24 protein-coding genes are annotated in these 22,469 nt (G+C 35.8%); 11 read left to right on the top strand and 13 right to left on the bottom strand.

The genetic code is table 11. The features are described from left to right. Nucleotides 1–54: 54 nt before the first annotated feature. Nucleotides 55–813, bottom strand: coding sequence for a Nif3-like dinuclear metal center hexameric protein (locus A9G43_RS05585; protein ID WP_065607328.1), 759 nt, complete (start codon nt 811–813; stop codon nt 55–57). A gap of 221 nt (nt 814–1,034) precedes the next feature. Here A9G43_RS05585 and rnt point away from each other — a divergent pair, with 221 nt between their 5' ends. After that, on the top strand, nt 1,035–1,721 hold the full coding sequence (rnt, locus tag A9G43_RS05590) for a ribonuclease T (RefSeq protein ID WP_218058621.1): 687 nt from the start codon (nt 1,035–1,037) through the stop codon (nt 1,719–1,721). Nucleotides 1,722–1,798: 77 nt separating this feature from the next. Here rnt and A9G43_RS05595 read toward each other — a convergent pair whose 3' ends face one another. The 7 genes from A9G43_RS05595 to nlpD form a co-directional block, all read right to left on the bottom strand. Further along, nucleotides 1,799–2,125, bottom strand: coding sequence for a Grx4 family monothiol glutaredoxin (locus tag A9G43_RS05595; protein ID WP_034914241.1), 327 nt, complete (start codon nt 2,123–2,125; stop codon nt 1,799–1,801). A 500-nt stretch (nt 2,126–2,625) separates the two neighbouring features. Further along, nucleotides 2,626–3,063, bottom strand: a complete 438-nt coding sequence (locus A9G43_RS05600; protein ID WP_065607332.1) for a hypothetical protein — start codon at nt 3,061–3,063, stop codon at nt 2,626–2,628. Nucleotides 3,064–3,081: 18 nt separating this feature from the next. Beyond that, complete coding sequence (locus A9G43_RS05605) at nt 3,082–3,675, bottom strand: UbiX family flavin prenyltransferase (protein ID WP_065607334.1); 594 nt, start codon at nt 3,673–3,675, stop codon at nt 3,082–3,084. A 237-nt stretch (nt 3,676–3,912) separates the two neighbouring features. Beyond that, nucleotides 3,913–5,121: an aldose 1-epimerase family protein gene (locus tag A9G43_RS05610; protein WP_065607336.1), complete on the bottom strand. Its 1,209-nt coding sequence runs from the start codon at nt 5,119–5,121 to the stop codon at nt 3,913–3,915. A gap of 178 nt (nt 5,122–5,299) precedes the next feature. Continuing rightward, nucleotides 5,300–5,878: a thymidine kinase gene (locus A9G43_RS05615; protein ID WP_065607338.1), complete on the bottom strand. Its 579-nt coding sequence runs from the start codon at nt 5,876–5,878 to the stop codon at nt 5,300–5,302. A 113-nt stretch (nt 5,879–5,991) separates the two neighbouring features. Further along, a complete protein-coding gene (gene gpmA, locus A9G43_RS05620) occupies nt 5,992–6,744 on the bottom strand; it encodes a 2,3-diphosphoglycerate-dependent phosphoglycerate mutase (protein WP_065607340.1) in 753 nt (250 codons plus the stop codon). A 118-nt stretch (nt 6,745–6,862) separates the two neighbouring features. Further along, nucleotides 6,863–7,936, bottom strand: coding sequence for a murein hydrolase activator NlpD (gene nlpD / locus A9G43_RS05625; protein ID WP_065607342.1), 1,074 nt, complete (start codon nt 7,934–7,936; stop codon nt 6,863–6,865). Nucleotides 7,937–8,379: 443 nt separating this feature from the next. Here nlpD and rsmI point away from each other — a divergent pair, with 443 nt between their 5' ends. From rsmI to moeA, 3 genes are all read left to right on the top strand, one after another. Continuing rightward, nucleotides 8,380–9,207: a 16S rRNA (cytidine(1402)-2'-O)-methyltransferase gene (rsmI, locus tag A9G43_RS05630; protein ID WP_065607344.1), complete on the top strand. Its 828-nt coding sequence runs from the start codon at nt 8,380–8,382 to the stop codon at nt 9,205–9,207. Between the two features lie 206 nt (nt 9,208–9,413). Then, nucleotides 9,414–10,505 (top strand): redox-regulated ATPase YchF, encoded by a 1,092-nt coding sequence (ychF, locus tag A9G43_RS05635; protein ID WP_065607346.1) that lies wholly within the window; start codon nt 9,414–9,416, stop codon nt 10,503–10,505. Between the two features lie 164 nt (nt 10,506–10,669). Beyond that, complete coding sequence (moeA, locus tag A9G43_RS05640; protein ID WP_065607348.1) at nt 10,670–11,896, top strand: molybdopterin molybdotransferase MoeA; 1,227 nt, start codon at nt 10,670–10,672, stop codon at nt 11,894–11,896. An 85-nt stretch (nt 11,897–11,981) separates the two neighbouring features. On the opposite strand, the gene A9G43_RS05645 is transcribed toward moeA, so the two are convergent. The 5 genes from A9G43_RS05645 to folB all read right to left on the bottom strand — a co-directional run bounded on the left by A9G43_RS05645 (nt 11,982) and on the right by folB (nt 14,078). Continuing rightward, complete coding sequence (locus tag A9G43_RS05645) at nt 11,982–12,410, bottom strand: EamA family transporter (protein ID WP_065607350.1); 429 nt, start codon at nt 12,408–12,410, stop codon at nt 11,982–11,984. Nucleotide 12,411: 1 nt separating this feature from the next. Next, the gene (locus A9G43_RS05650; RefSeq protein WP_065560767.1) at nt 12,412–12,618 is read right to left on the bottom strand and encodes a hypothetical protein; all 207 of its coding nucleotides are present in this window, start codon (nt 12,616–12,618) and stop codon (nt 12,412–12,414) included. A gap of 63 nt (nt 12,619–12,681) precedes the next feature. Continuing rightward, entirely contained in the window at nt 12,682–12,870 is a 189-nt protein-coding gene (locus tag A9G43_RS05655; RefSeq protein ID WP_065607352.1) for a hypothetical protein, read from the bottom strand. Nucleotides 12,871–12,897: 27 nt separating this feature from the next. Next, nucleotides 12,898–13,494, bottom strand: a complete 597-nt coding sequence (locus A9G43_RS05660; protein ID WP_141674034.1) for an MBL fold metallo-hydrolase — start codon at nt 13,492–13,494, stop codon at nt 12,898–12,900. Between the two features lie 212 nt (nt 13,495–13,706). Beyond that, the gene (gene folB, locus A9G43_RS05665) at nt 13,707–14,078 is read right to left on the bottom strand and encodes a dihydroneopterin aldolase (protein ID WP_065607356.1); all 372 of its coding nucleotides are present in this window, start codon (nt 14,076–14,078) and stop codon (nt 13,707–13,709) included. 97 nt (nt 14,079–14,175) lie between these two features. On the opposite strand from folB, the gene rsmE reads away from it, so the two are divergent. The 7 genes from rsmE to nifJ all read left to right on the top strand — a co-directional run bounded on the left by rsmE (nt 14,176) and on the right by nifJ (nt 22,466). Continuing rightward, the gene (rsmE, locus tag A9G43_RS05670; RefSeq protein WP_065607357.1) at nt 14,176–14,901 is read left to right on the top strand and encodes a 16S rRNA (uracil(1498)-N(3))-methyltransferase; all 726 of its coding nucleotides are present in this window, start codon (nt 14,176–14,178) and stop codon (nt 14,899–14,901) included. Nucleotides 14,902–15,089: 188 nt separating this feature from the next. After that, entirely contained in the window at nt 15,090–16,046 is a 957-nt protein-coding gene (gene gshB, locus A9G43_RS05675; protein ID WP_065607359.1) for a glutathione synthase, read from the top strand. Between the two features lie 3 nt (nt 16,047–16,049). Further along, nucleotides 16,050–16,502 carry a GNAT family N-acetyltransferase gene (locus tag A9G43_RS05680; protein WP_065607361.1) on the top strand — a complete coding sequence of 151 codons (453 nt, stop codon included), beginning with the start codon at nt 16,050–16,052 and terminating at the stop codon, nt 16,500–16,502. A gap of 21 nt (nt 16,503–16,523) precedes the next feature. Next, the gene (locus tag A9G43_RS05685) at nt 16,524–17,081 is read left to right on the top strand and encodes a YqgE/AlgH family protein (RefSeq protein WP_065607363.1); all 558 of its coding nucleotides are present in this window, start codon (nt 16,524–16,526) and stop codon (nt 17,079–17,081) included. Between the two features lie 3 nt (nt 17,082–17,084). After that, nucleotides 17,085–17,495, top strand: a complete 411-nt coding sequence (ruvX, locus tag A9G43_RS05690) for a Holliday junction resolvase RuvX (RefSeq protein WP_034910963.1) — start codon at nt 17,085–17,087, stop codon at nt 17,493–17,495. Nucleotides 17,496–17,593: 98 nt separating this feature from the next. Beyond that, a complete protein-coding gene (purM, locus tag A9G43_RS05695; protein ID WP_065607364.1) occupies nt 17,594–18,631 on the top strand; it encodes a phosphoribosylformylglycinamidine cyclo-ligase in 1,038 nt (345 codons plus the stop codon). Nucleotides 18,632–18,923: 292 nt separating this feature from the next. Next, nucleotides 18,924–22,466 (top strand): pyruvate:ferredoxin (flavodoxin) oxidoreductase, encoded by a 3,543-nt coding sequence (gene nifJ, locus A9G43_RS05700; protein WP_065607366.1) that lies wholly within the window; start codon nt 18,924–18,926, stop codon nt 22,464–22,466. Nucleotides 22,467–22,469: the final 3 nt, after the last annotated feature.

Raw genomic sequence — 22,469 nt, forward strand, 5'->3', positions numbered from 1 at the left:
GAATAAAAATCTGTAAATAAGTATGCGATATTTCTAGACTAAATTCAACTTTTGTTATACAGGATTATCTATATCAACAAAAATAACCTCAACACCGTAACAACTGGCTAACCATTCACCCAATTTTTTAATACCATAACGCTCGGTAGCATGGTGTCCAGCGGCATAAAAATTAATGCCATATTCACGCGCAATGTGGATAGTGCGTTCAGACACTTCGCCAGTAAAAAAAGCATCCACTCCCATTAATGCTGCTTGTTCAATATAATCTTGCCCTCCACCACTACACCATGCAATTCGATTAATAACTTGCGGAGCATTATCACCACAAAATAGTACTTGTTGCTGGTTATTGTGTAATACTTGCTCAAGTTGGTATTTAAATTGTAAAGCAGTAAGTGGCGTGTTTAATGTACCAGTAAAAAGCAGATCGGTAATGTCATTGCGTTTATCGACTGAAATACCCAATAAATTAGCCAGTTCAATATTATTGCCCAAAACAGGATGGCCATCTAATGGCAAGTGATAACTATATAAATTAATATCGTTAGTTAATAGAGTTTTAATTCTTTGATATTTAATGCCTGTAATGATTTGCGGCTCACTCTTCCAAAAATAACCATGATGTACCAGAACCGCATCAGCCTTTAATTCAACCGCCTTATCTAACAATAACTGACTGGCGGTAACTCCTGTAACAATTTTATTCACTTGCTTACGCCCCTGGACTTGCATTCCATTTGGCGCATAGTCACGATAACGACTAATTTGCAGTTCATTATTAATAATTTGTTCTAATTCAAATTGGTGCATTATTTGCTCGGTTTTAATATTATGTCACAATGATTGATAATTATAATCACTTTAACCGATAATGACACCTATTCATTGGTTTTAATGTAATTTGTATAAAATTTACCGTAATATCTTTAACAAAGATTAATAAATTGAATATAAACTATTAAAGCCAATGCTAGGCGAACAGGTTAAAAGCTGGCATAATAGCGCTTTTTTGATAGATAAGAAAAATTAACGTGCCAAACGCCAAATTATGTGAACGCTTTCGAGGGTTTTATCCTGTTGTAATTGATATTGAAACATCTGGATTCGATCCAAAAATCAACGCTATTTTAGAAATCGCCGCTATCACCTTAAAAATGACCCCAGATGGCTGGCTAGAGCCAGATCAATCCTTACAATTTAATGTCAATCCATTTAGTGGTGCAATTTTAGAACCAGCAGCCCTTGCTTTTAATGGCATCGATCCTGATAATCCACTTCGTGGCGGTGTTGACGAAAAGCACACCTTAGACGAAATTTTTAAAATGGTTAGATCAGGCATAAAAGCTAGTGAATGTACTCGGGCGGTGATTGTTGCGCATAACGCACACTTTGATCATAGCTTTTTAATGGCAGCAGCTGAACGTACAGGAATGAAACGCAATCCATTTCACCCATTTGCTACTTTTGACACAGCGTCACTCAGTGGTTTGGTTTTTGGTCAAACAGTACTAGCCAAAGCCTGCCAAGTAGCACAAATCACATTCGATCATAAACAAGCTCACAGTGCGCTATACGATACACAAAAAACGGCAATGCTTTTTTGTAAAATCGTTAACCAATTTAAAGCACTAGGTGGATGGCCTTTGGCAGTTACAGATTCGGATGTAGATGCAAAAATCAAAAAGGATTTAGATAATAGACAACAAAAACAAGAGTAAACAGTATTAATTCACTAATTGATAAAAATAAAAAAGCGCGCCTATTTTGCGCGCTTAATTTACCATACTGCATTAAATTAGGATTTATACTTTTCCGCAGTTTGCTTAATAAGCGTTTGCAGTTCGCCTGTTTGAAACATCTCTAACATAATATCACAGCCACCTACTAATTCACCTTCAACCCATAATTGTGGAAACGTTGGCCAATTAGCGAATTTAGGTAATTCGGCACGAATATCAGGGTTTTGTAAAATATCAACGTAAGCAAACGCTTCACCACATTGCGACAAAACCTGCACCGCCTGAGCCGAAAAGCCACAGCTTGGCAATTTTGGCGAACCTTTCATATATAAAATAATCGGGTTATCGGCAATTTGTTTTTTGATTTTGTCGAGTGTTGTCATTTCAGTCGTCATGCATTTTCCTTGGAAATTTATTGTAATAATGCGAGCTATTTTACCGTACAATTGGGCTTGTTCCTACTGCTATCTTATAACAACGTTGTTTAATGAGGATTTTTGAAGCAAATAAATATATTAGATGTTTAAATTTTTCCAAAATTTATGTTCCTAATAATGTCCTAACTCACCAAACATCTCTGTTTAGCGTGCTAACTTCGCTTAATTGTTGGCATACATAGCGGAATTAAAAGGCAAGCATATTACCTTTGCGGTACTATAGGAGTTTGTTTCCATTATAAAACAGATGATATATCTTATTGATTTATATTGGTTTTTAATTCATTTTTTAGTAAAATAAACTAATTACTGGCTAATTTCTTTTTTTGTTCTAGTAGTTTTAGAGATTTTTGGCAAGCAGTACGAGGAATTCGTACAAAATTCCTAAGTTGAACATTTTATCCATTATTATTTGAACTGACTCGTAAATAATCTTTTAGAAAAATCTAAAAATCTTTTTCTTTTTTCCAATAAATTTTACGCCCAAATCCCAGTAAATTATTCGTCATTTTCACATAATGTAACTGTAATGCCCAGATTGGCGCTTTGAGTACTCTTGCAAAGGGAAATGCCCGATAATATAACGCATAGGCATGCTCAGCTTGTTGTGTTTGTAATCGTGTTGCTTGAGCTTGAAATTGGATCCCTTGGATCTGTGCAACCGTCTTAGGCGTAATACTGATGGTGCCCGCTATTAGTGGGTTTGTTAACATGGCTTTAGCGTGTTCGGTTTTTAATTCGGAAAGAAGATACAAACACATTACCGATTCATCAAAAACATAAAAGGTGTTACATGCCCATGGTTTGTTGTCAGGTAAGATTACGTTTAGCGATAATACATGATTATTTTTAATAAATTTTATGATTTTAGAGTCGGCTTGCATATTTTTTATTTATTGGTGTTATTCAGTTTTAGTGTTTAGGTGCAGATCTTCGCCCCATCGTGGTAGCGATGGGATGTTAATATCAAATAGGTCAAGTGCTCTTGCTACGCTATGGGTGATGATATCATCCAAACATTCAATATGCTGATATAAAGCTGGTACTGGCGGGCATATTACACCCCCCATAAGTGTCACGGTTTCCATGTTTTTTAGGTGAGTTAAATTTAAGGGTGATTCACGAACCATTAATACCAAGCGACGACGCTCTTTTAATGCAACATCAGCAGCACGAGTAAGTAAGTTATCTGATAAGCCATGTGCTATGGCAGCCAGAGTCCTCATTGAGCAAGGTGCAATTAGCATACCCATAGTTTTAAACGATCCGCTTGCAATGGCCGCACCAATATTATTGACAGAATATACTTTATCAGCTAGTGATTCTATTTGTGCTATGCTGGTGTTAGGAAATTCGTAAGTGCGCGTTATTTGTGCTGCTTTTGATATTACTAAATGAGTCTGAATATCAAGTGATTTTAAAAGCTCTAACGCTTTTATTCCATAAGCAAACCCTGTTGCACCACTAATGCCAATCACTATCCGCTGGAGAGTCATGTTTATCCTATATTAATAAAATTGTTAATCATTATTTTATTTAGCCTACAAATTATATTGTACATTCAAAAATAAGTGATATTAAAGCTAGTTATTAATTTAGTGACTATACCTATCTATTGATAGCGAATCAAGTAGCTAAGGCTACTATCATGAATATTAAAATAAGGGAAAAGTGTTGAGATTATTAAGTTGTTTTATGGCTACCATATAAGGTTGGTAGCCATTTTTAATAATTTACTCTTTAGCTATTGGTTCATTTACAATTTTTGTTTCTTGCTTACCTTGAATAGCTTTTATTTTTTGTTCATATTTTGTTACAGCATCTTTGCTAGATAATAAACTATAAGTTAAAGTAAATTCAGTGCTTTGTCCTGGTTTAAGTTGACGTACACGTTTTTGCTCACGTTCGATAGTCACTGGATAAGCGAAACTGGTGCCTGGCTCTAAGCCTGTAACATAGCCTTGCTTGAGGGTATCGGTGTTTTTCCATAATGATAGTACGGGTAACTGTTTAGTATTAAAACTAATACCTGCTGCTTTATCGCCAGTTTTATTGGTCACCATAACTTGTGTTTCGCCATTCTCCTCAGAAAAAGGATAAACATTAAATACCATTTCATCAAAATCTTTAGTTGGACCTAGATAAGTTTGCCACGTATTAAGGCCACCTTTTGCATAATCGTTAAATGGAGATATTTCTTTAACTGGTGCAACAAATTTAGCACCATCTTCAAGAATAGGTGTACCAAAATTACTATGGTAGATGATTTGATAATCACGGATATAATCACTCTTATTGGTGAGAACGTCGTGGACCGTAAATTCTCTACTTCCTGGCACATAGATCAGCGATACCCAAGTTTCTAAATTGCTTTTTTTGAAAGTATTTTCTTTAATTAACCCTTTAACTGTAATGGTGTACGGTGCTTTGTCCGATACATCAACAATTAATTTAGAAACAGGTGTATTTTGCGCACGACCATGAAGCGTATACATGATGCCACTATCTTGCACAACATGGCCTGTCCATTCAAAACCACAACGAACCATCATTTCGTTAAAACCGTCTAGCCAACCAAGCCCTGCCCGACTTTCTAAGTTAATATATTTAGGATGAACGACTTCATCTACTGGTGAATCCCATCCCATGCGAACACCATCACCAACAACAGACAAAATACCCAATCCACGAGTTGGAATTAATTTAATAGTGAAATTATCACTAGAAATTGTTAGTAGTTCAGTTCCGTCTTGTTTACCACCTTTAAGGATCGTATTTTGAATAGCGAATTTTGAACCTTTTATTCCTAAATCTTGATTTGAAACTGACCAATTACCTTTGGCAATACCTTTTTCGTTATCAGTTAATACAAATTCTTTAGCATTGGCATTATAACTAACTAAACTAATCACAACAGCTAGTGAAATAATTTTGATTTTCATGGTGATTCCTCATAGTTAACAAGATAATACTGAATCGTGTCAGTTAATATGACATAAAATAAAAAGAATCAACAAAAAGAAAATCGCAAAAATGAGAGTTTATTCACACTTTTCCAAAAGCATATTGCATATGTACAAGCAACTTGTTGAAAGAAATAAGTGTGAAATCTTAAGAGGATCAGTTTTTAGGCCTTATTTTCCCTGCTTTCCAGTGTTTTCGGCATACTGAGTGGTATTCGCTATCACCTAGATGAATAGAATTTCCAAATTTAACGATTTTACCGTCTTGTCCTTCCAATAAGATCATGGTTGCCTTTTTGCCACACCAGCATACAGTTTTGAGCTCTCTAAAATTGTCGGCTATTTCAAGTAGTGTTTTAGAGCCTTCAAACAGGTGTCCCATATAATCGGTTTTGATACCAAAAAACATGATTGGTACGCCATATTCGTCACATACATCAGATAACTTCCAAATAGTATTACGCGATAAAAACTGGCTTTCATCGATTAGTATACAGGCATAATTGCTTTGTTTGATATGCTCAATAATTTCATCAACCGTTGTGTCATCAAGCTGCAACGCTTTTTTACGTAATCCTAAGCGAGAGACAATTTCAACTGCCGAGTCACGAGTATCGACTGATGATTTAAGTAATAAAGTCTGCATATTATTACTTAAATAATTATGGTCAATTTGTAAAAGCTCTGTAGATTTTCCGGCATTCATTACGCCATATATATAATAGATTTTAGACAAAATTAAATTCTCAAAATTAGATTAAATCAATAAAAGTGGTTAAATAAAATGATAATTTGGATAATAAAAAAGGTAAGTTAAATAACCTACCTCTTTAATAGTTTATTGAATAATTATTTTGCTTTACCTTGGTTGGCAACAGCAGCTTGTTTTGCAGCGATTTCGTCAGCATTGCCTAGGTAGTAGTGTTTGATAACTTTCATATTGTCATCAAATTCATACACTAATGGCACACCAGTTGGGATGTTTAGTTCGATAATATCATCATCGCTGATGTTGTCTAAATGTTTTACCAATGCACGAAGTGAGTTACCATGAGCGGCAATGATAACACGTTCACCTTTAGCTACACGTGGAGCAATTGTTGATTCCCAGTAAGGTAGTACACGTTTAATAGTTAATGCTAGGCTTTCGGTTAATGGTAATTCTGATTCAGGTAGTTTGCTATAACGTGAATCGTGACCAGGGAAACGTTCATCTGATTTTTCAAGTGCAGGAGGTGTAATTGCAAAGCCACGACGCCATAATTTTACTTGTTCATCACCATATTTTGCTGCTGTTTCAGCTTTATTCAAACCTTGTAATGCACCATAATGACGTTCGTTTAGCTTCCAGCTTTTTTCAACAGGTAACCATGCTTGATCTACTTCGTCTAAAACGTGCCATAATGTGTGAATTGCACGTTTTAGTACTGAAGTATAAGCATAATCAAATGTGAAACCTTCTGTTTTTAGTAATTTACCTGCTTCAGCCGCTTCTTTGTTACCTTTATCAGATAAATCAACATCAGTCCAACCACAAAAACGGTTTTCTTGGTTCCAAACACTTTCTCCATGTCGAATTAGCACTAATTTTTTTACAGCCATGAGTATAACTCCTTTATTACGTAAATTAAATTTTTGGTATATTCCGTCTGTAGACACGCTAAGCCGTTGCCGAACATGCCATTTGTTTTGAGCCAATAGGATTGACTCAAAACACTTATTATTTAGGTAAATATTTTAACGGGTCAACCGATTGCGCTTTGTAACGGATTTCAAAGTGTAATCTCACTGACGAAGTACCCGTTGCTCCCATTGTGGCAATTTGTTCACCTGCACGTACTGTTTGCTGTTCTTTTACTAATATTGATTGGTTGTGCGCATATGCCGTTAAATAGTCATCATTATGTTTAATAATAATCAAATTACCATAACCTGGCAACGCATTGCCCGAATACACAACACGTCCATCAGCCGCAGCCATAATTTTATCGCCCATTGAACCTGAGATATCAATACCTTTACTTGCTTTCGTAAATTTTTCAATAATCTTACCTCGTGCAGGCCATCGCCACGAAATATTAGCAACGTTTGAGTTTATTGTATTTGCAGTTGATCTTCTGTTGGAATCGTCTAGCGGTTCGATTATAGTTTCAGTGGTTTCAGTTGTTGTTGGTTGTTTATATTTATCAGTCGTGGTAATTGAAGTTGTTGTTGTCTTGGTTATTGTTGGTTTGTTTTTGGCTTGTCCAATCACTACAGATGAGCTATCACTATTTGATTTAATTGCTGTTGTATTGTTCGTTGTAGTTTTTTGTGTGACCACTACGGCGCCACCACTAACGTCTAATACTTGTCCAACATTCAAAGCAAAAGGTTCTTTGATATTATTTTTAGCTGCTAGCGAACGGTAATCATTACCAGTAACCCATGCAATATAAAATAAGGTATCACCTCTCTTAACCGTATAAGTATCACCTTGGTATCCCCCTTTTGGAATATCGTCGTAATTACGGTTATAAACAATACGTTCATTACTAATCACCGTACTATTATTGCTGGTATTATTTGCCTCATTATTATTTGAAACCGTCTCCTGTCTTGATATCGGTGGATTGTAAGTAGCAGGAGTGGAAGATATTCTCCCACCTGTTGAAATATTAGCTGGTGGTTTGGTATAGACAGAAGAGGTTGATAACCCACCTCCGCCAGAAATATCTTCAATTTCGGCCTGCTCAGTTTGCGTACACGCAACAATTAACAAACTTAAGCAACTTAATGTAAGTATTTTTTTCAAAGCAACACCTTTTCATTCGTAAATTTCGTTTTTAACTATTTTGTATTCAAAGCATTTTTACGCATCTTGTTTTATTAGCACATTTTAGCGTTTTTATGGCAAAAAGCTATTATATTGATTAGTTATTGGTTAAATCAATAAATTCATTTAGAATTGTATGAGTTTTACCTATAGATTTGTTATTTGATTATTTTAGCAATACATAACTGCTAAACTGCTAAAAATTCAAATTAAATTAGTATAATTCCATTATTAGACAAAATATAAATTCCGTTATCACATGCCTAATTTTGCTATAAACAAGCTATTTTTTCTACTTTTAATTAACTATTTATTTTGGTTTTGTCGGATTTATTTTGAATGTAATGAGTATATACAATAAAATAGGTTTTCGTACAGTACCTTTGCCGTATTTCTATAAAAATTTAATGTGATTTAAAATAATGACTTTATATATTGTTGCCACCCCCATCGGAAACTTAGATGATATTACACTCAGAGCCATCAATATACTGAAAAGTGTCGATCTTATTGCGGCTGAAGATACTCGCCATAGTGGTTTACTTTTACAACATCTTGGAATAAAAGCAAAATTGTTTGCTTTACATGATCATAATGAACAAGAAAAGTCCAATATTTTGATTGAAAAACTTAAATCTGGGTTATCAATTGCTTTGATTTCTGATGCTGGCACTCCGTTAATTAATGATCCCGGATATCATTTAGTTAAGGCTTGTCGCGAAAATAACATAAAAGTAGTTCCCGTTCCTGGTGCTTGTGCTGCGATTGCTGCTTTATGTGCATCAGGGTTGCCGTCAGATAAGTTTATTTATGAAGGTTTTTTACCAGCTAAAACTAAAGCTCGCCAAGATTGTCTTATAAAATTGTTGGACGAACCACGAACAATGATTTTTTATGAATCAACACATCGTTTATTAGACACGCTTAACGATATGCAAACTATTTGGGGACCAAATAAGCAGATCATTTTAGCTAAGGAACTAACCAAAACATGGGAGACCATTGTCAGTTTTAAGGTTAATGAGTTGATTTATTGGCTAAACGAGGATACTTCTCGCCAAAAAGGTGAATTTGTATTGATTGTTCAAGGTCATATCAAATGTGATGATGATGTCGATCCTCAGGCAATTAGTACTCTTAAACTATTGCAAAAAGAATTACCGCTAAAAAAAGCAGCAGCCATTACTGCTGAAATATATGGACTTAAAAAAAATCAACTTTATCAAATTGGTTTAGATTCCGAACAATAATTGGGTCGTTAAGTTACATTACTTGGTATGGCTTATAAAAATAGTTTTTAGCAAACATTGGCTGGATAATAAACTAAATGATTATTACCAATTTGCTTAATTATTGGTTGATTTATTGATAAGAAGATTAGCACAAATAGCGCAATTTAGTATATAATCGCCCCTTATTTTTAAGATATTTTAAAACAAAAAAGGTAACAAACAGTATGGGATTTAAATGTGGGATTGTCGGATTACCGAATGTAGGTAAGTCAACGCTTTTTAACGCACTAACTAAAGCTAACATTGAAGCGGCTAATTTTCCGTTTTGTACTATCGAGCCAAATACTGGGGTTGTACCAATGCCCGATCCCCGTTTAGATGAGTTAGCTAAAATCGTTAAACCACAACGCACGTTACCTACTACCATGGAATTTGTTGATATTGCTGGGCTTGTTAAAGGCGCATCAAAAGGCGAAGGTTTAGGAAATCAATTTTTAGCTAATATCCGCGAAACAGAAGCTATTGGTCATGTAGTGCGTTGCTTTGAAAACGACAACATCATTCATGTAGCAGGAAAAATTGACCCAGCTGAAGATATCGAGATTATTAATACTGAACTCGCTTTATCCGATCTTGAAGCTTGTGAACGGGCAATGACTCGTTTACAAAAACGCGCTAAAGGTGGCGATAAAGACGCAAAATTTGAGCTTGAGATCCTCGAAAAATGTTTACCTCATCTAGAGCAGGGTAAAAAATTACTACTATTAGACTTTAGCAAAGAAGAACTTGAAGCAATTAAATATTTAAGTTTTTTAACATTAAAACCAACAATGTATATCGCTAATGTGAATGAAGATGGTTTTGAAAATAATCCTTATTTAGATAAAGTAAAAGCAATAGCAGAACAAGAAAAAGCTGTTGTCGTACCTGTTTGTGCTGCAATTGAAGCAGAACTAGCCGAACTTGATGATGCCGATCGTGATGAGTTTATGCAAGATTTAGGTTTAACCGAACCTGGCTTAAATCGTGTGATTCGTGCTGGCTATAGTTTACTTAATCTTCAAACTTATTTTACCGCAGGTGTTAAAGAAGTTCGTGCATGGACAATTTCGGTTGGCGATACCGCTCCACAAGCAGCAGGCAAAATTCATACCGATTTTGAAAAAGGCTTTATTCGTGCGCAAACCATTGCTTTTGATGATTTTATTAAATACGGTGGTGAACAAGGAGCTAAAGAGGCAGGCAAAATGCGTGCTGAAGGTAAAGATTATATCGTGCAAGATGGCGATATTATGAACTTCTTATTTAATGTATAGTTGATTATTTTACGTCGCCTTTTGGCGACGTTGTTATATTGATGTTCATAATAACTAATTAATATTGATATAAAATTTATTTTTTACTTAAACGTAGTGTTACCTGAAACTTTTTGTCAACTGAACCAATAATAGATTGGTAAATATAAGGACAGTCCACTTTTATGTTACTCACTTTTCAACAAGCCAAGCAACAAATACATCAAAGCGCCTCAACCATAAAATCTTTGCATAGTGAGAAAGTTACGTTATTTGATGCATTAGAAAGGATTACCGCTGAACCTGTAATTTCCCCTATTAATGTACCTAGTTTTGATAATTCAGCTATGGATGGTTATGTAGTTCGGTTAGCAGATCTTAAACAATCAAAATTGTTGCCGCTGGCTGGCGCTATTTTTGCTGGTGACGATATAAACAATCTTAATTGGCCAAAAGGTACTTGTTTGCGTATTATGACAGGTGCGCCTGTGCCAAATGATGCCGATGCCGTTGTTATGCAGGAGCAGACCGAAAAATCTGATTTGGGGATTGCCTTTTTAGGTAATATAAAAGCTGGCGATAATATTCGTCGTATAGGTGAAGATGTTAAAAAAGGTGCGATCACAGTCAACAAAGGGACTAAATTAACGATACCAACATTATCGACACTTGCAACATTAGGCATTAGTGATCTTGTTGTCTTTAAAAAATTAAAAGTCGCTATCTTATCAACGGGTGATGAATTAACCCCCATTGGTCAGCCATTATCTGGTAATTGTGCTATTTATGACAGCAATCGTTTTACCCTAAAATTATTATTAACCAAACTGAACTGTGAGGTTATTGATCTCGGCATTATTGCTGATGATCTTACCGAAATAAAAAAAGCGTTAATAACTGCATCAAGTCAAGCTGACTTGGTGATAACAAGTGGTGGCGTATCTGTCGGTGACGCTGATTATACAAAAATTGCTTTAGAAGAATTGGGTAAAATCAATTTTTGGAAAATTGCAATGAAGCCTGGTAAGCCTTTCGCTTTTGGCAAAATTGGGGACGCACTATTTTGTGGCTTGCCCGGTAATCCTGTTTCGGCTTTGATAACCTTTTATCAATTAGTTCAACCATTGATCTTAACACTTTCAGGACAACAATTGATTCCTACCAATTTATCTTTTAAAGCCAAAACCACTAACAATCTAAAGAAAAGTATTGGTCGATTAGATTTTCAAAGAGGAATATTACAAATTAATGAACAAGGTGAGTTAGAAGTAACAACAACTGGTCAACAAGGTTCTCATATTACGCAGTCATTTAACCAAGCTAACTGTTTTATTGTGCTTGAACAAGATCGTGGTAATGTTAGTGAAGGCGAAATGGTGAATGTTGAACTGTTTAATACATTACTTAAGTGATATTATATCAAGCCATGGTTTATGAATTCTGCCTCCTATAAAGCCACGCATATCAATAAACCAAGGCAATAGTGTTGGTGCACAATTAAAATAGTGCCACTAATATCGCACCAACTGCAATCATAGCGACACCAACGCCAGCTAACAACGAGATCTTTTCACCAAATAAAACAACGGCAAACACAACAGCAAAAACTACGCTTAATTTGTCAATTGGCGCAACTTGCGACACCTTGCCTTCTTTGATCGCCATAAAGTAAAATAGCCAAGATAACGCACCTGCAATACCGCTTAGCGCAATAATAAGTAATGCCTTTTTATCATTAAAAAAAGTGTTGATAAGATTTAATTTACCTTGAACAACAACCACACCGACTAAAAAAATGGCCATTACAACGGCACGAATTGCAGTTGCGGTGTTAGCATCAAGATGCTGTAAACCTATTTTCCCTAAAATAGCTACACTTGCCGCAGTAATAGCAGAAAGTAATGCGTAAATAAGCCATGCACTCATATTAGTATTTATCGACTTTAAATAGATATTGTTGATTATTGGAATTAGTATTACATTGTTGCGATTTATTCATTACACCACGACAATCTTCTAAAACACCGTGAACTTTTGACCAATGATAGGTCTTGCCTTCGTCGTTTTTCCCACCACATCCAACTAATGCTAGGCTAAACATTAAACAAGATAGCCCAATAACTGCTACTTTCATTTCTTTCTCCTTTTTGGCAAATACATTAAATAATTATAGGTATTATATTTGTTTCTATTGAAGTTATTTTAATTCATAATTGATACGTTTAATAGCTAAAGTACCACCTATTTTTAATAGATGAAAAGCGCGCTCGGCTTTGTATTCAATTAATAATTGAGGTGGTTCATCTAATGGTTCATCGGCTAATTCAAATGCCCCCCAATGAATGGCTATTGCGCAATGACAATTGAATTCATCATATAACTGCACAGCTTGTTTAGGATAGATATGCTGTGATTACATATACCAACGTGGTGCATAAGCCCCAATTGGTATTAATGCCAAGTCTATTGAAGGAAAACGCTTAGCGATCTCTTTTAATTCGACGGAGTAGCATGTATCCCCCATAAAATAGACCGTTTTTAATTGATCTTGATTATCAATATTAGATTGAATCATCCAACCACACCATAATGCTTTGTTTACATCAAATAACCCACGATTGCTCCAGTGTATAGACGATGTTGCCAAAAAAGTAAGCTCATCAACAGTTACACTATCCCTCCAATCTAATTCAATAATTTGTTTTACTTCCAATTTTAATAATACTTTTTTTAAACCAAAAGGAGCCATTATTACAATATTAGGAAAACGCACAATTAATTTCCGAATACTATGATAATCAAGATGATCATAGTGGTTATGTGAAATTACGATAAAATCAATCTGCGGTAGTTGTTCAATTTTTAAAGCTTGAGGTGTACGACGTTTCGGTCCGAACAATTGTAACGGCCAAGAACGTTTAGAAAAGATAGGATCTGTCAAAATCATTTTACCGCCTAAACGGATCAATGTTGTTGAGTGACCAATCCACCAAGCTCTATCATCGGGCAAGTAAGGTTTATTTTCTCAAACCGTGTCTGATTAAAGTTACCCTCTTTAGAAGGTAAAACGTTACGTTCAAAATGCTGCGTAAAAACTCACTTATTTTTATTTTAAAAGATTCGTCGTGCCTAAATCATTGAGCTGTATGATGCTTTTTGTTAGTAATTAAATCTTGCTTTTTATTATCTATCATTGTTACATTATCTTTACTACTAGTTAGTTTATTTATTTGCCATACGTTCAATTATTACAGCAACATTTCGAGCATTAGCTATTGCATTTGGTTTGGATACTTTAACTTTAAGCCAATTAACCGAGAATTGTTGAATAATACGCTCAGCAATACGCTCAGCAACACATTCAATCAATTCAAAATTCGAACATTCAACCAATTGTGTTATAGTTTGACTAACCACAAAATAATCTAAACAAAGTGATACGTTATCACTTTCTCCAGCAGGTTTATTATCCCACGCCATTTCAAGATCAATAATTAATTTTTGTTTAATAGTCTTTTCCCACTCATACACGCCGATGGTGGTTAAAACAGTTAATCCTTCGATTAATACCCTATCTTTGCTATATGTATTCATACCTGATTCCAAAACATAAGTTACATTAAATAGAGATTACCGAATCTTGATAAATTACGCTATAATTTATTGCAAATAATATAAGATATACAAAATTATGACTCGAATTTTTCAACCATTTACCATTGAGCCAAATAGTCTTGTTACCCTAGATGATAATGCATTTAACCATCTTATTCGTGTGTTACGCATGAAAGTAGGTGAAAATATTATCTTATTTGATGGTTCAAACCATATTACTCCCGCAGTTATATATGAAATCAATAAAAAAACAGTTATAGTAAAAACCTCTTTGCCCATTTTAGATAATCGTGAATCAACATTAGATATTCACTTAGGGCAAGTGATTTCACGCGGTGAAAAAATGGAGTTTACAATTCAAAAATCAGTCGAATTAGGCGTAGCGAGTATTACCCCACTCCTTTCTGAACGTTGTGGCGTCAAACTCCATGAAGAAAGGCTCGAAAAGAAAATTCAGCAATGGCAAAAAATTGTTATTTCTGCTTGTGAACAGTGCGGTCGAAACATGATTCCAGTTATTCATCCAGTAATGAAGTTAGAAAGTTGGTGTGCTAGTTTGACCGAAGGCTTAAAACTCAATCTACACCCCAAAGCTAAATATGGTATTAAACAGTTAACTAATACACATAAACAAATTTACTTACTAATTGGACCTGAGGGTGGTTTATCTGATAATGAAATTAGCATGACACATAACTATCATTTTTCAGACATTTTACTCGGCCCTAGAGTGTTGCGAACAGAAACTGCAGCATTAACTGCTCTCACCGCCTTACAAGTACATTTAGGCGATCTTGGATAAATATATCTTATACAAATGATAAGTAATGATTGCTTTGCAACTGAACTTGTAACGAGTATGATAACAGTAAATATTAAATTTTAATTTGGGTATTATGATTAAAAAACCTGTTAAGTTAAAAAGTTTCAGGTATACCCATGTTTCAGTATAAAACAATTTTATAAAGACAAAATAGGTAAGGAGTCATCATGATAAAGCTGGGCATTGTAATGGATCCAATTAGTCATATCAAAATAAAAAAAGACACCAGTTTTGCCATGTTACTTGAGGCACAAAAAAGGGGTTATGAACTTTTTTATATTGAAATGAATGACCTTTTTCTGGACACTGGTGAAGCTTATGCCACAACTCGATCTTTAACAGTTTATAACGATAAAGATCATTGGTTTGAACTTGGGCAAGAACAGACGATTCCACTTAGTAAGCTTGACACAATTTTAATGCGCAAAGATCCACCTTTTGATACTGAATATATCTATGCTACATATATTCTAGAGCGTGCCGAAGCTAACGGTGTGTTAGTCGTAAATAAACCACAAAGTCTACGCGATTGTAACGAAAAGCTTTTTACCGCTTGGTTTGCCGAGTTTACACCAAAAACCTTAGTTACACGTCAAACACAGCATATCAAAGCTTTTCACGAGCAACACCATGATATCATTTTAAAACCACTTGATGGCATGGGGGGGGCATCTATTTTTCGTATCAAACAAGACGATCCCAATGTTTCAGTGATTATTGAAACGTTAACCGAACATAACACACGTTATTGTATGGCTCAAAACTTTATTCCTGCGATTAAAGACGGTGATAAACGTGTATTAGTGGTTGATGGTGAACCTGTACCTTATTGTTTAGCACGAATCCCTCAAAAAGGTGAAACTCGTGGCAACCTTGCGGCTGGAGGACATGGCGAAGTTAGAGCCTTAAGCGAAAGCGATTGGCACATAGCTAAAAGCATCGCCCCAGTTTTAAAAGAAAAAGGTCTACTATTTGTAGGACTTGATATCATTGGTGATAAGTTGACCGAAATTAACGTTACCAGCCCAACTTGCGTTCGAGAAATTGAAGCTGCCAACCCTGACCTTTCAATCACCGGTATGTTAATGGACGCTATCGAATACCGATTAAATAAAAAGAGTTAAACAATGATTAGACAATATAAATCTGAAGATTTAAATAGCGTAATGACAATATGGTTGCAAGGTAATTTGCAAGCTCATAACTTTATCAATCCTGAGTTTTTTAAACAAAATTGTGATTTAGTAAAAATGTTAATTCCAATGTCTACTTTATACGTTCAAGACCTTGATGGAGTTAAAGGGTTTATCGGTATAACTGGAAATTATATTTCAGGTCTATTTGTAGATGAAGCTTTTCGCCGACAAGGAACAGGTAAAGCTCTTGTTGAAAAAGCAAAACAACGCCATACAGAACTCTTTGTACATGTTTATAAAAAAAATACTAATGCGATTAACTTTTATCTTTCTCAAAATTTTGAAATTGTTTCAGAATCGATCAATGAAGAAACAAATGAACCAGAATTATTAATGCACTGTAATGTTGAACACAGCGTTAAAATTGGCAAATGTGCATTATAAAATTAACTTGAATGTGAAACTATGAATTTAAAAAACCATTTTATTATCGCAATGCCAACACTTGATGATTCTTTGTTTAGTCATTCAGTTATTTATATTTGTGAACATAATCGTGATGGTGCCATGGGAATTATGATTAATAAACCAATTATTGATCTTAATGTTGCGACAGTTCTTACACGCCTAGAAATTACTTCACCAACAAGTTGTGCTGAATTAGAACAACCTGTATTTTGTGGAGGTCCCATTGCTGATGAACAAGGGTTTATTTTACATACGCCTCAACAAGGATTTGCTTCTAGTATTCAGATCTCAGATGACGTGATGATTAGCACCTCACTTGATGTGCTTAAATCAATAGGCTCACCTGAACAGCCCCAAAATATCTTTTTGGCTTTAGGTTATTCAAGCTGGCAATCTTTACAACTTGAGAACGAAATTGCCCGCAATGATTGGTTGGTCGTCGATGTTGATCCCAAAATTATTTATGAAGTTGCTATTGATGAACGTTGGCAAAAAGCCGCCCAATCACTTGGGGTTAATATGAATACTATTTCACACCAAATGGGAAATGCATGACCCATGGCAACCATTATCGCATTTGATTTTGGCACAGCCAGTATTGGAGCGGCTATTGGCCAAGATATAACTAAAACAGCCAATCCTTTATGCTCGTTTAAAGCCCGAGATGGTATTCCTAACTGGCAAACTATCGAAAAGGTCTTAAATGAGTGGAAACCCGACTTTTTAATAGTTGGGTTACCCTTAAATATGGATGGTACAGAACAACCTCTTACGGCTAGAGCACGCAAATTTGCTAACCGATTACACGGTATGTTTGGCTATCAAGTCCATCTACAAGATGAGCGCTTATCAACTGTTGAAGCTAAATCTCATATTTTTGCATCTCGTGGTTTTCGTGCACTGAAAAAAGGTCATGTAGATGCTACATCGGCAATCATTATTTTAGAAAGTTGGTTTGAAAATAATTAGTAATTTTATTTAATTGGTTATTTTGTAAATAATTAATCGCCATTAAATTTCATCCTTGCTAAAATAACAACAACTTTTTATTGTAAGGGCTACTTGTCGTGTCAAATAACAATTCTCTTAGTTATAAAAATGCTGGTGTCGATATCGATGCCGGTAATGAACTAGTTAATCGCATTAAATCTGTAGTAAAAGAAACCAAGCGTCCTGAGGTAATGGGAGGACTGGGAGGCTTTGGTGCACTATGTGCTATTCCGCAAAAATATAAAGAACCGATTTTAGTATCAGGCACTGATGGTGTGGGTACTAAATTACGCCTTGCAATGGATTTAAACCGTCATGAATCAATTGGCATTGATTTAGTGGCAATGTGTGTTAACGATCTGATTGTACAAGGTGCTGAACCTTTATTCTTCCTTGATTATTATGCTACCGGCAAACTTAATGTTGATGTTGCAGCCACTGTGGTAACTGGTATTGCTGAGGGTTGTAAACAAGCAGGTTGTGCTTTAGTTGGCGGTGAAACAGCTGAAATGCCGGGTATGTATCATGCTAATGACTATGATTTAGCTGGATTTTGTGTTGGCGTTGTTGAAAAGTCAGCCATGATCGATGGTAGCAAAGTACAAGATGGTGATGCATTAATTGCATTAGCATCAAGCGGTGCTCATTCTAATGGCTATTCATTAATGCGTAAAATAATTGAAGTCAGCGGTGTAAATCCTGCCACTGAACAGTTAAATGGCAAAACTCTTGCCGATCACCTACTTGTACCAACTAAGATCTACGTTAAGTCCGTTCTTGACCTTATTACTCAAGTTGATGTGCACGCCATTGCCCATATAACTGGCGGTGGGTTCTGGGAAAATATTCCTCGTGTTTTGCCTGAAAATACTCAAGCAGTCATTAATGAAGCTAGTTGGCAATGGCCAGCAATATTTAATTGGTTACAACAAGCGGGAAATGTTAGCCGTCACGAAATGTATCGAACTTTTAATTGTGGTGTTGGCTTAATTATTGCTTTACCAAAACAGTTAGCCGATAAAGCAATTACTTTACTAAATAATCATGGTGAAAAGGCTTGGCTATTAGGTGAAATTAAAAATTCAACGTCAAATGACCGTGTTATTATTAAGTAGTAAGTATTCTATTTTAGATATTATGCAACTTTAGATAAGTTGGATAATATCTTTTTTAGCCTACTACAAAGTTTATTGATTCAAAAAATCACCAATAGCATAACTAACTAGATACCATTGCTCTGTTTTTTCAATCATCATCTTTCGTCTATCCTGTAACCCAAAAATTCAACGCTTTTACTCAAAAATTAATATAAAAATAGCTCAAAGTAACCTGACTTTTTGATACAATAGTAAATAAAATTATTATAACAAAGTAATGTCGTAATACTTTAAAATAAAAGGTTTTTTAATGATCATATCAGACGCTAATAGTGCGGTATCATCCGTCGCTTATCGTGCAAACGAAGTCATCGCTATTTATCCAATTACACCAAGCTCAGCTATGGCAGAGCAGGCAGGTACATGGGCAGAATTTAACAAGCCAAACATATTTGGTGATACACCAAGAGTGATTGAAATGCAGTCCGAAGCAGGTGCAATTGCAACTGTTCATGGTTCATTAATGACAGGTGCACTTGCAACTTCGTTTACTTCATCACAAGGTTTGCTTTTAATGATCCCATCGCTGTACAAAATAGCCGGCGAACTGACTCCTTTTGTTTTGCATGTTGCAGCACGTACTGTTGCAACGCATGCTCTTTCAATTTTTGGCGATCATTCTGACGTGATGGCAATTAGGCAAACTGGTTTTGCGATGCTTTGTTCTAGCTCAGTGCAAGAAGCACAGGATTTTGCCTTAATTTCGCAAATGGCCAGCTTTAATAGCCTTGTTCCTTTTGTTCATTTTTTTGATGGATTTAGAACCTCACATGAAGTTAATAAAATCCATCCAATAAGTGATGACCAAATTCGTAATTTATTACCACACGAAGCTATTAAAGCCTATCGCTCACGAGCATTAACGCCTGATAAACCGGTAACTAGAGGTACATCAGCTAATCCTGATACATACTTCCAGTGCCGAGAAGCGATAAATACTTATTATGATAATGTTTATCAACATGTTGTTGATGCTATGGATGCTTTTGCAGCAGAAACAGGCCGAAAGTATCAACCTTTTGAATATTATGGTGCTAGTGATGCTGAGCATATTATTATAGTTATGGGATCTGGTGCTAGTACCGCCAAAGAAGTAGTGGATGTTTTACTTAAACAAAACGAAAAAGTTGGGGTTGTGATCGTTAGGCTATTCCGCCCATTTTCAGCCAATCATCTGCTCGAAGTTATTCCAAGTACTGTTAATAAAATTGCTGTGCTTGATAGAACTAAAGAGCCGGGGGCCCAAGCCGAACCGCTTTATTTAGATATTATGACCGCATTTGCTGAAAGCCTGTCGCGCAAAGAACGCGCAACTATGCCTCTTATTATAGGTGGACGCTATGGGTTATCATCTAAAGAATTTGATCCTCGTTGTGTACTTGCTATTTTTAATGAACTTGGATTAGATAAACCCAAACCACGTTTTACCGTTGGTATTTATGATGATATAACAGGGCTTTCTTTACCTTTACCTCACCAATCGATACCACAAAAATCTGCTCTTGAAGCGTTATTTTATGGGCTTGGCAGTGATGGCACGGTATCTGCAACCAAAAATAATATTAAAATTATTGGTGATAATTCTCCTTTTTATGTACAAGGATATTTTGTATATGACTCTAAAAAAGCAGGAGGTTTGACGACTTCACACTTACGAGTCAGCTTAGATCCAATTGATTCACCCTATTTAATTACCAGCGCACACTTTATTGGCTGCCACCAAGATCAGTTTATCGATAAATATCAAATTGTTGATAAGTTAAAGGACGATGGTATCTTTTTACTTAACACTCCATATAGCAAAGATAAAGTTTGGCATCGTCTACCTAAAGAAGTGCAAGCACAATTAATACAAAAACGAGCACACTTTTACATTGTAAATGCAGCAAAAATAGCTCGTGAATGTAATTTAGGCGCAAGAATTAATACCGTTATGCAGGCGGCATTTTTTCATCTAGCTGGAATTTTTAAAAACGATTTTAATATCGCCCAATTAAAAGAAGTCATTGCCAAAAGTTACAGCAGTAAAGGACAAGATTTAGTTGAAAATAACTGGAAAGCGCTCGACTTAGCTATAGCTTCGCTTGAACAAATACCACTTAGCTGTGTTGATCAAAGCAGTTCAACAATGCCATCTATTGTACCTGCTAACGCGCCTGATTTTGTTAAAACAGTCACTGCTGCAATGTTAGCTGGTTTAGGCGATAACTTGCCTGTATCAGCATTTCCGCCCGATGGAACTTGGCCTATAGGTACAACTAAGTGGGAAAAACGTAACATTGCTGAAGAGATCCCTATTTGGCAACCCGAACTGTGTACCCAATGTAATCATTGTGCGGTTGCTTGTCCTCATGCGGCTATTCGAGCTAAGGTTGTTGATCCTGATGAAATGATCAATGCGCCTGATTCATTAAGCTCACTTGAAGTAAAAGCCCGTGATATGAAAGGTCAACGCTACGTCCTACAAGTAGCGCCAGAAGATTGTACTGGATGCAACTTATGTGTCGAAGTTTGCCCAGCTCGTGATCGTAATAATTTTGAAATTAAAGCCATTAACATGCAATCACGTATCGATAATCTTGAGACTCAACGAGCTAACTTTGAGTACTTTACTGCATTGCCTGATCGTGATATCAGCACGCTTGAACGCATTGATGTGCGTACATCGCAATTACTTACACCGTTATTTGAATATTCGGGTGCTTGCGCAGGTTGTGGGGAAACACCATACATCAAATTGTTGACCCAACTTTATGGCGACCATTTAGCAATTGCTAATGCTACGGGATGTTCCTCAATTTATGGTGGCAACCTCCCATCATCGCCTTATACTACTGATCAAAATGGTCGTGGTCCAGCTTGGGCAAACTCATTATTTGAAGATAATGCAGAGTTTGCATTAGGGTATCGTATTACTTATAACCAACATAAAAAACGGGCGTTACGTTTGCTTGATTATGTTGCTGGCAACATTTCGCCCGAAATAGTCATCGCCTTAAAATCGCCAGAAACCTCTATAGCTGAAAAACGTCAACAAGTCAAGTTATTACGTAAACAGCTTGCACACTTAGATTCTTCGCAAGCACAAGAGTTGATGATAGATGCAAATTATTTGGTAGATAAGTCAGTTTGGGCTATTGGTGGCGATGGTTGGGCTTATGATATTGGATTCGGCGGGCTTGATCATGTTATGAGCTTAACTGATAACATAAATATATTGGTATTAGACACTCAGTGTTATTCCAACACTGGAGGTCAACAATCAAAAGCCACTCCAATGGGTGCTGTATCAAAATTTGCTGATTTGGGTAAGCATAAAGCACGCAAAGATCTTGGTGTTAGTGTAATGATGTACGGTCATGTATATGTAGCACAAATTGCGTTAGGTTCGCAACTAAATCAAACACTTAAAGCATTACAAGAAGCAGAAGCATATGATGGACCATCTTTAGTCATTGCTTATAGTCCTTGTGAAGAACATGGCTATGATCTAGCTAAATCGCATGAACAAATGAAAGATTTAGTTAAATCAGGATTCTGGCCATTGTATCGTTACGATCCACGCCGTATGGCAGAAGGCAAACCAGGATTAGTGCTAGATTCCAAAGTACCAAATAGTGAGTTGTTAACTGGTATCTTACTAAAAGAACAGCGTTTCCGTCGTTTAGAAATACTTGAACCTGTAATTGCAAATACCTTGCATGAACGTTCAACAAAAATGGCAGAGTCTAAATATAAATTCTTACAGATGCTAGCAACCTATTCGGATATTGAAACACCAGCAGATAGCTAACAA

Origin of the sequence: Gilliamella sp. Occ3-1, from assembly GCF_001690655.1 — a bacterium.
Taxonomy (GTDB): Bacteria; Pseudomonadota; Gammaproteobacteria; order Enterobacterales; family Orbaceae; genus Gilliamella; species Gilliamella apicola_P.

Excerpts from the sequence above, each read along its gene's own strand:
- A9G43_RS05585 (WP_065607328.1), bottom strand. The coding sequence starts at position 813 with ATGCACCAATTTGAATTAGAACAAATTATTAATAATGAACTGCAAATT.
- A9G43_RS05595 (WP_034914241.1), bottom strand. The coding sequence starts at position 2,125 with ATGACAACACTCGACAAAATCAAAAAACAAATTGCCGATAACCCGATT.
- A9G43_RS05600 (WP_065607332.1), bottom strand. The coding sequence starts at position 3,063 with ATGCAAGCCGACTCTAAAATCATAAAATTTATTAAAAATAATCATGTA.
- A9G43_RS05605 (WP_065607334.1), bottom strand. The coding sequence starts at position 3,675 with ATGACTCTCCAGCGGATAGTGATTGGCATTAGTGGTGCAACAGGGTTT.
- A9G43_RS05610 (WP_065607336.1), bottom strand. The coding sequence starts at position 5,121 with ATGAAAATCAAAATTATTTCACTAGCTGTTGTGATTAGTTTAGTTAGT.
- gpmA (WP_065607340.1), bottom strand. The coding sequence starts at position 6,744 with ATGGCTGTAAAAAAATTAGTGCTAATTCGACATGGAGAAAGTGTTTGG.
- rsmI (WP_065607344.1), top strand. The coding sequence starts at position 8,380 with ATGACTTTATATATTGTTGCCACCCCCATCGGAAACTTAGATGATATT.
- ychF (WP_065607346.1), top strand. The coding sequence starts at position 9,414 with ATGGGATTTAAATGTGGGATTGTCGGATTACCGAATGTAGGTAAGTCA.
- moeA (WP_065607348.1), top strand. The coding sequence starts at position 10,670 with ATGTTACTCACTTTTCAACAAGCCAAGCAACAAATACATCAAAGCGCC.
- A9G43_RS05645 (WP_065607350.1), bottom strand. The coding sequence starts at position 12,410 with ATGAGTGCATGGCTTATTTACGCATTACTTTCTGCTATTACTGCGGCA.
- A9G43_RS05650 (WP_065560767.1), bottom strand. The coding sequence starts at position 12,618 with ATGAAAGTAGCAGTTATTGGGCTATCTTGTTTAATGTTTAGCCTAGCA.
- folB (WP_065607356.1), bottom strand. The coding sequence starts at position 14,078 with ATGAATACATATAGCAAAGATAGGGTATTAATCGAAGGATTAACTGTT.
- rsmE (WP_065607357.1), top strand. The coding sequence starts at position 14,176 with ATGACTCGAATTTTTCAACCATTTACCATTGAGCCAAATAGTCTTGTT.
- gshB (WP_065607359.1), top strand. The coding sequence starts at position 15,090 with ATGATAAAGCTGGGCATTGTAATGGATCCAATTAGTCATATCAAAATA.
- A9G43_RS05680 (WP_065607361.1), top strand. The coding sequence starts at position 16,050 with ATGATTAGACAATATAAATCTGAAGATTTAAATAGCGTAATGACAATA.
- A9G43_RS05685 (WP_065607363.1), top strand. The coding sequence starts at position 16,524 with ATGAATTTAAAAAACCATTTTATTATCGCAATGCCAACACTTGATGAT.
- ruvX (WP_034910963.1), top strand. The coding sequence starts at position 17,085 with ATGGCAACCATTATCGCATTTGATTTTGGCACAGCCAGTATTGGAGCG.
- nifJ (WP_065607366.1), top strand. The coding sequence starts at position 18,924 with ATGATCATATCAGACGCTAATAGTGCGGTATCATCCGTCGCTTATCGT.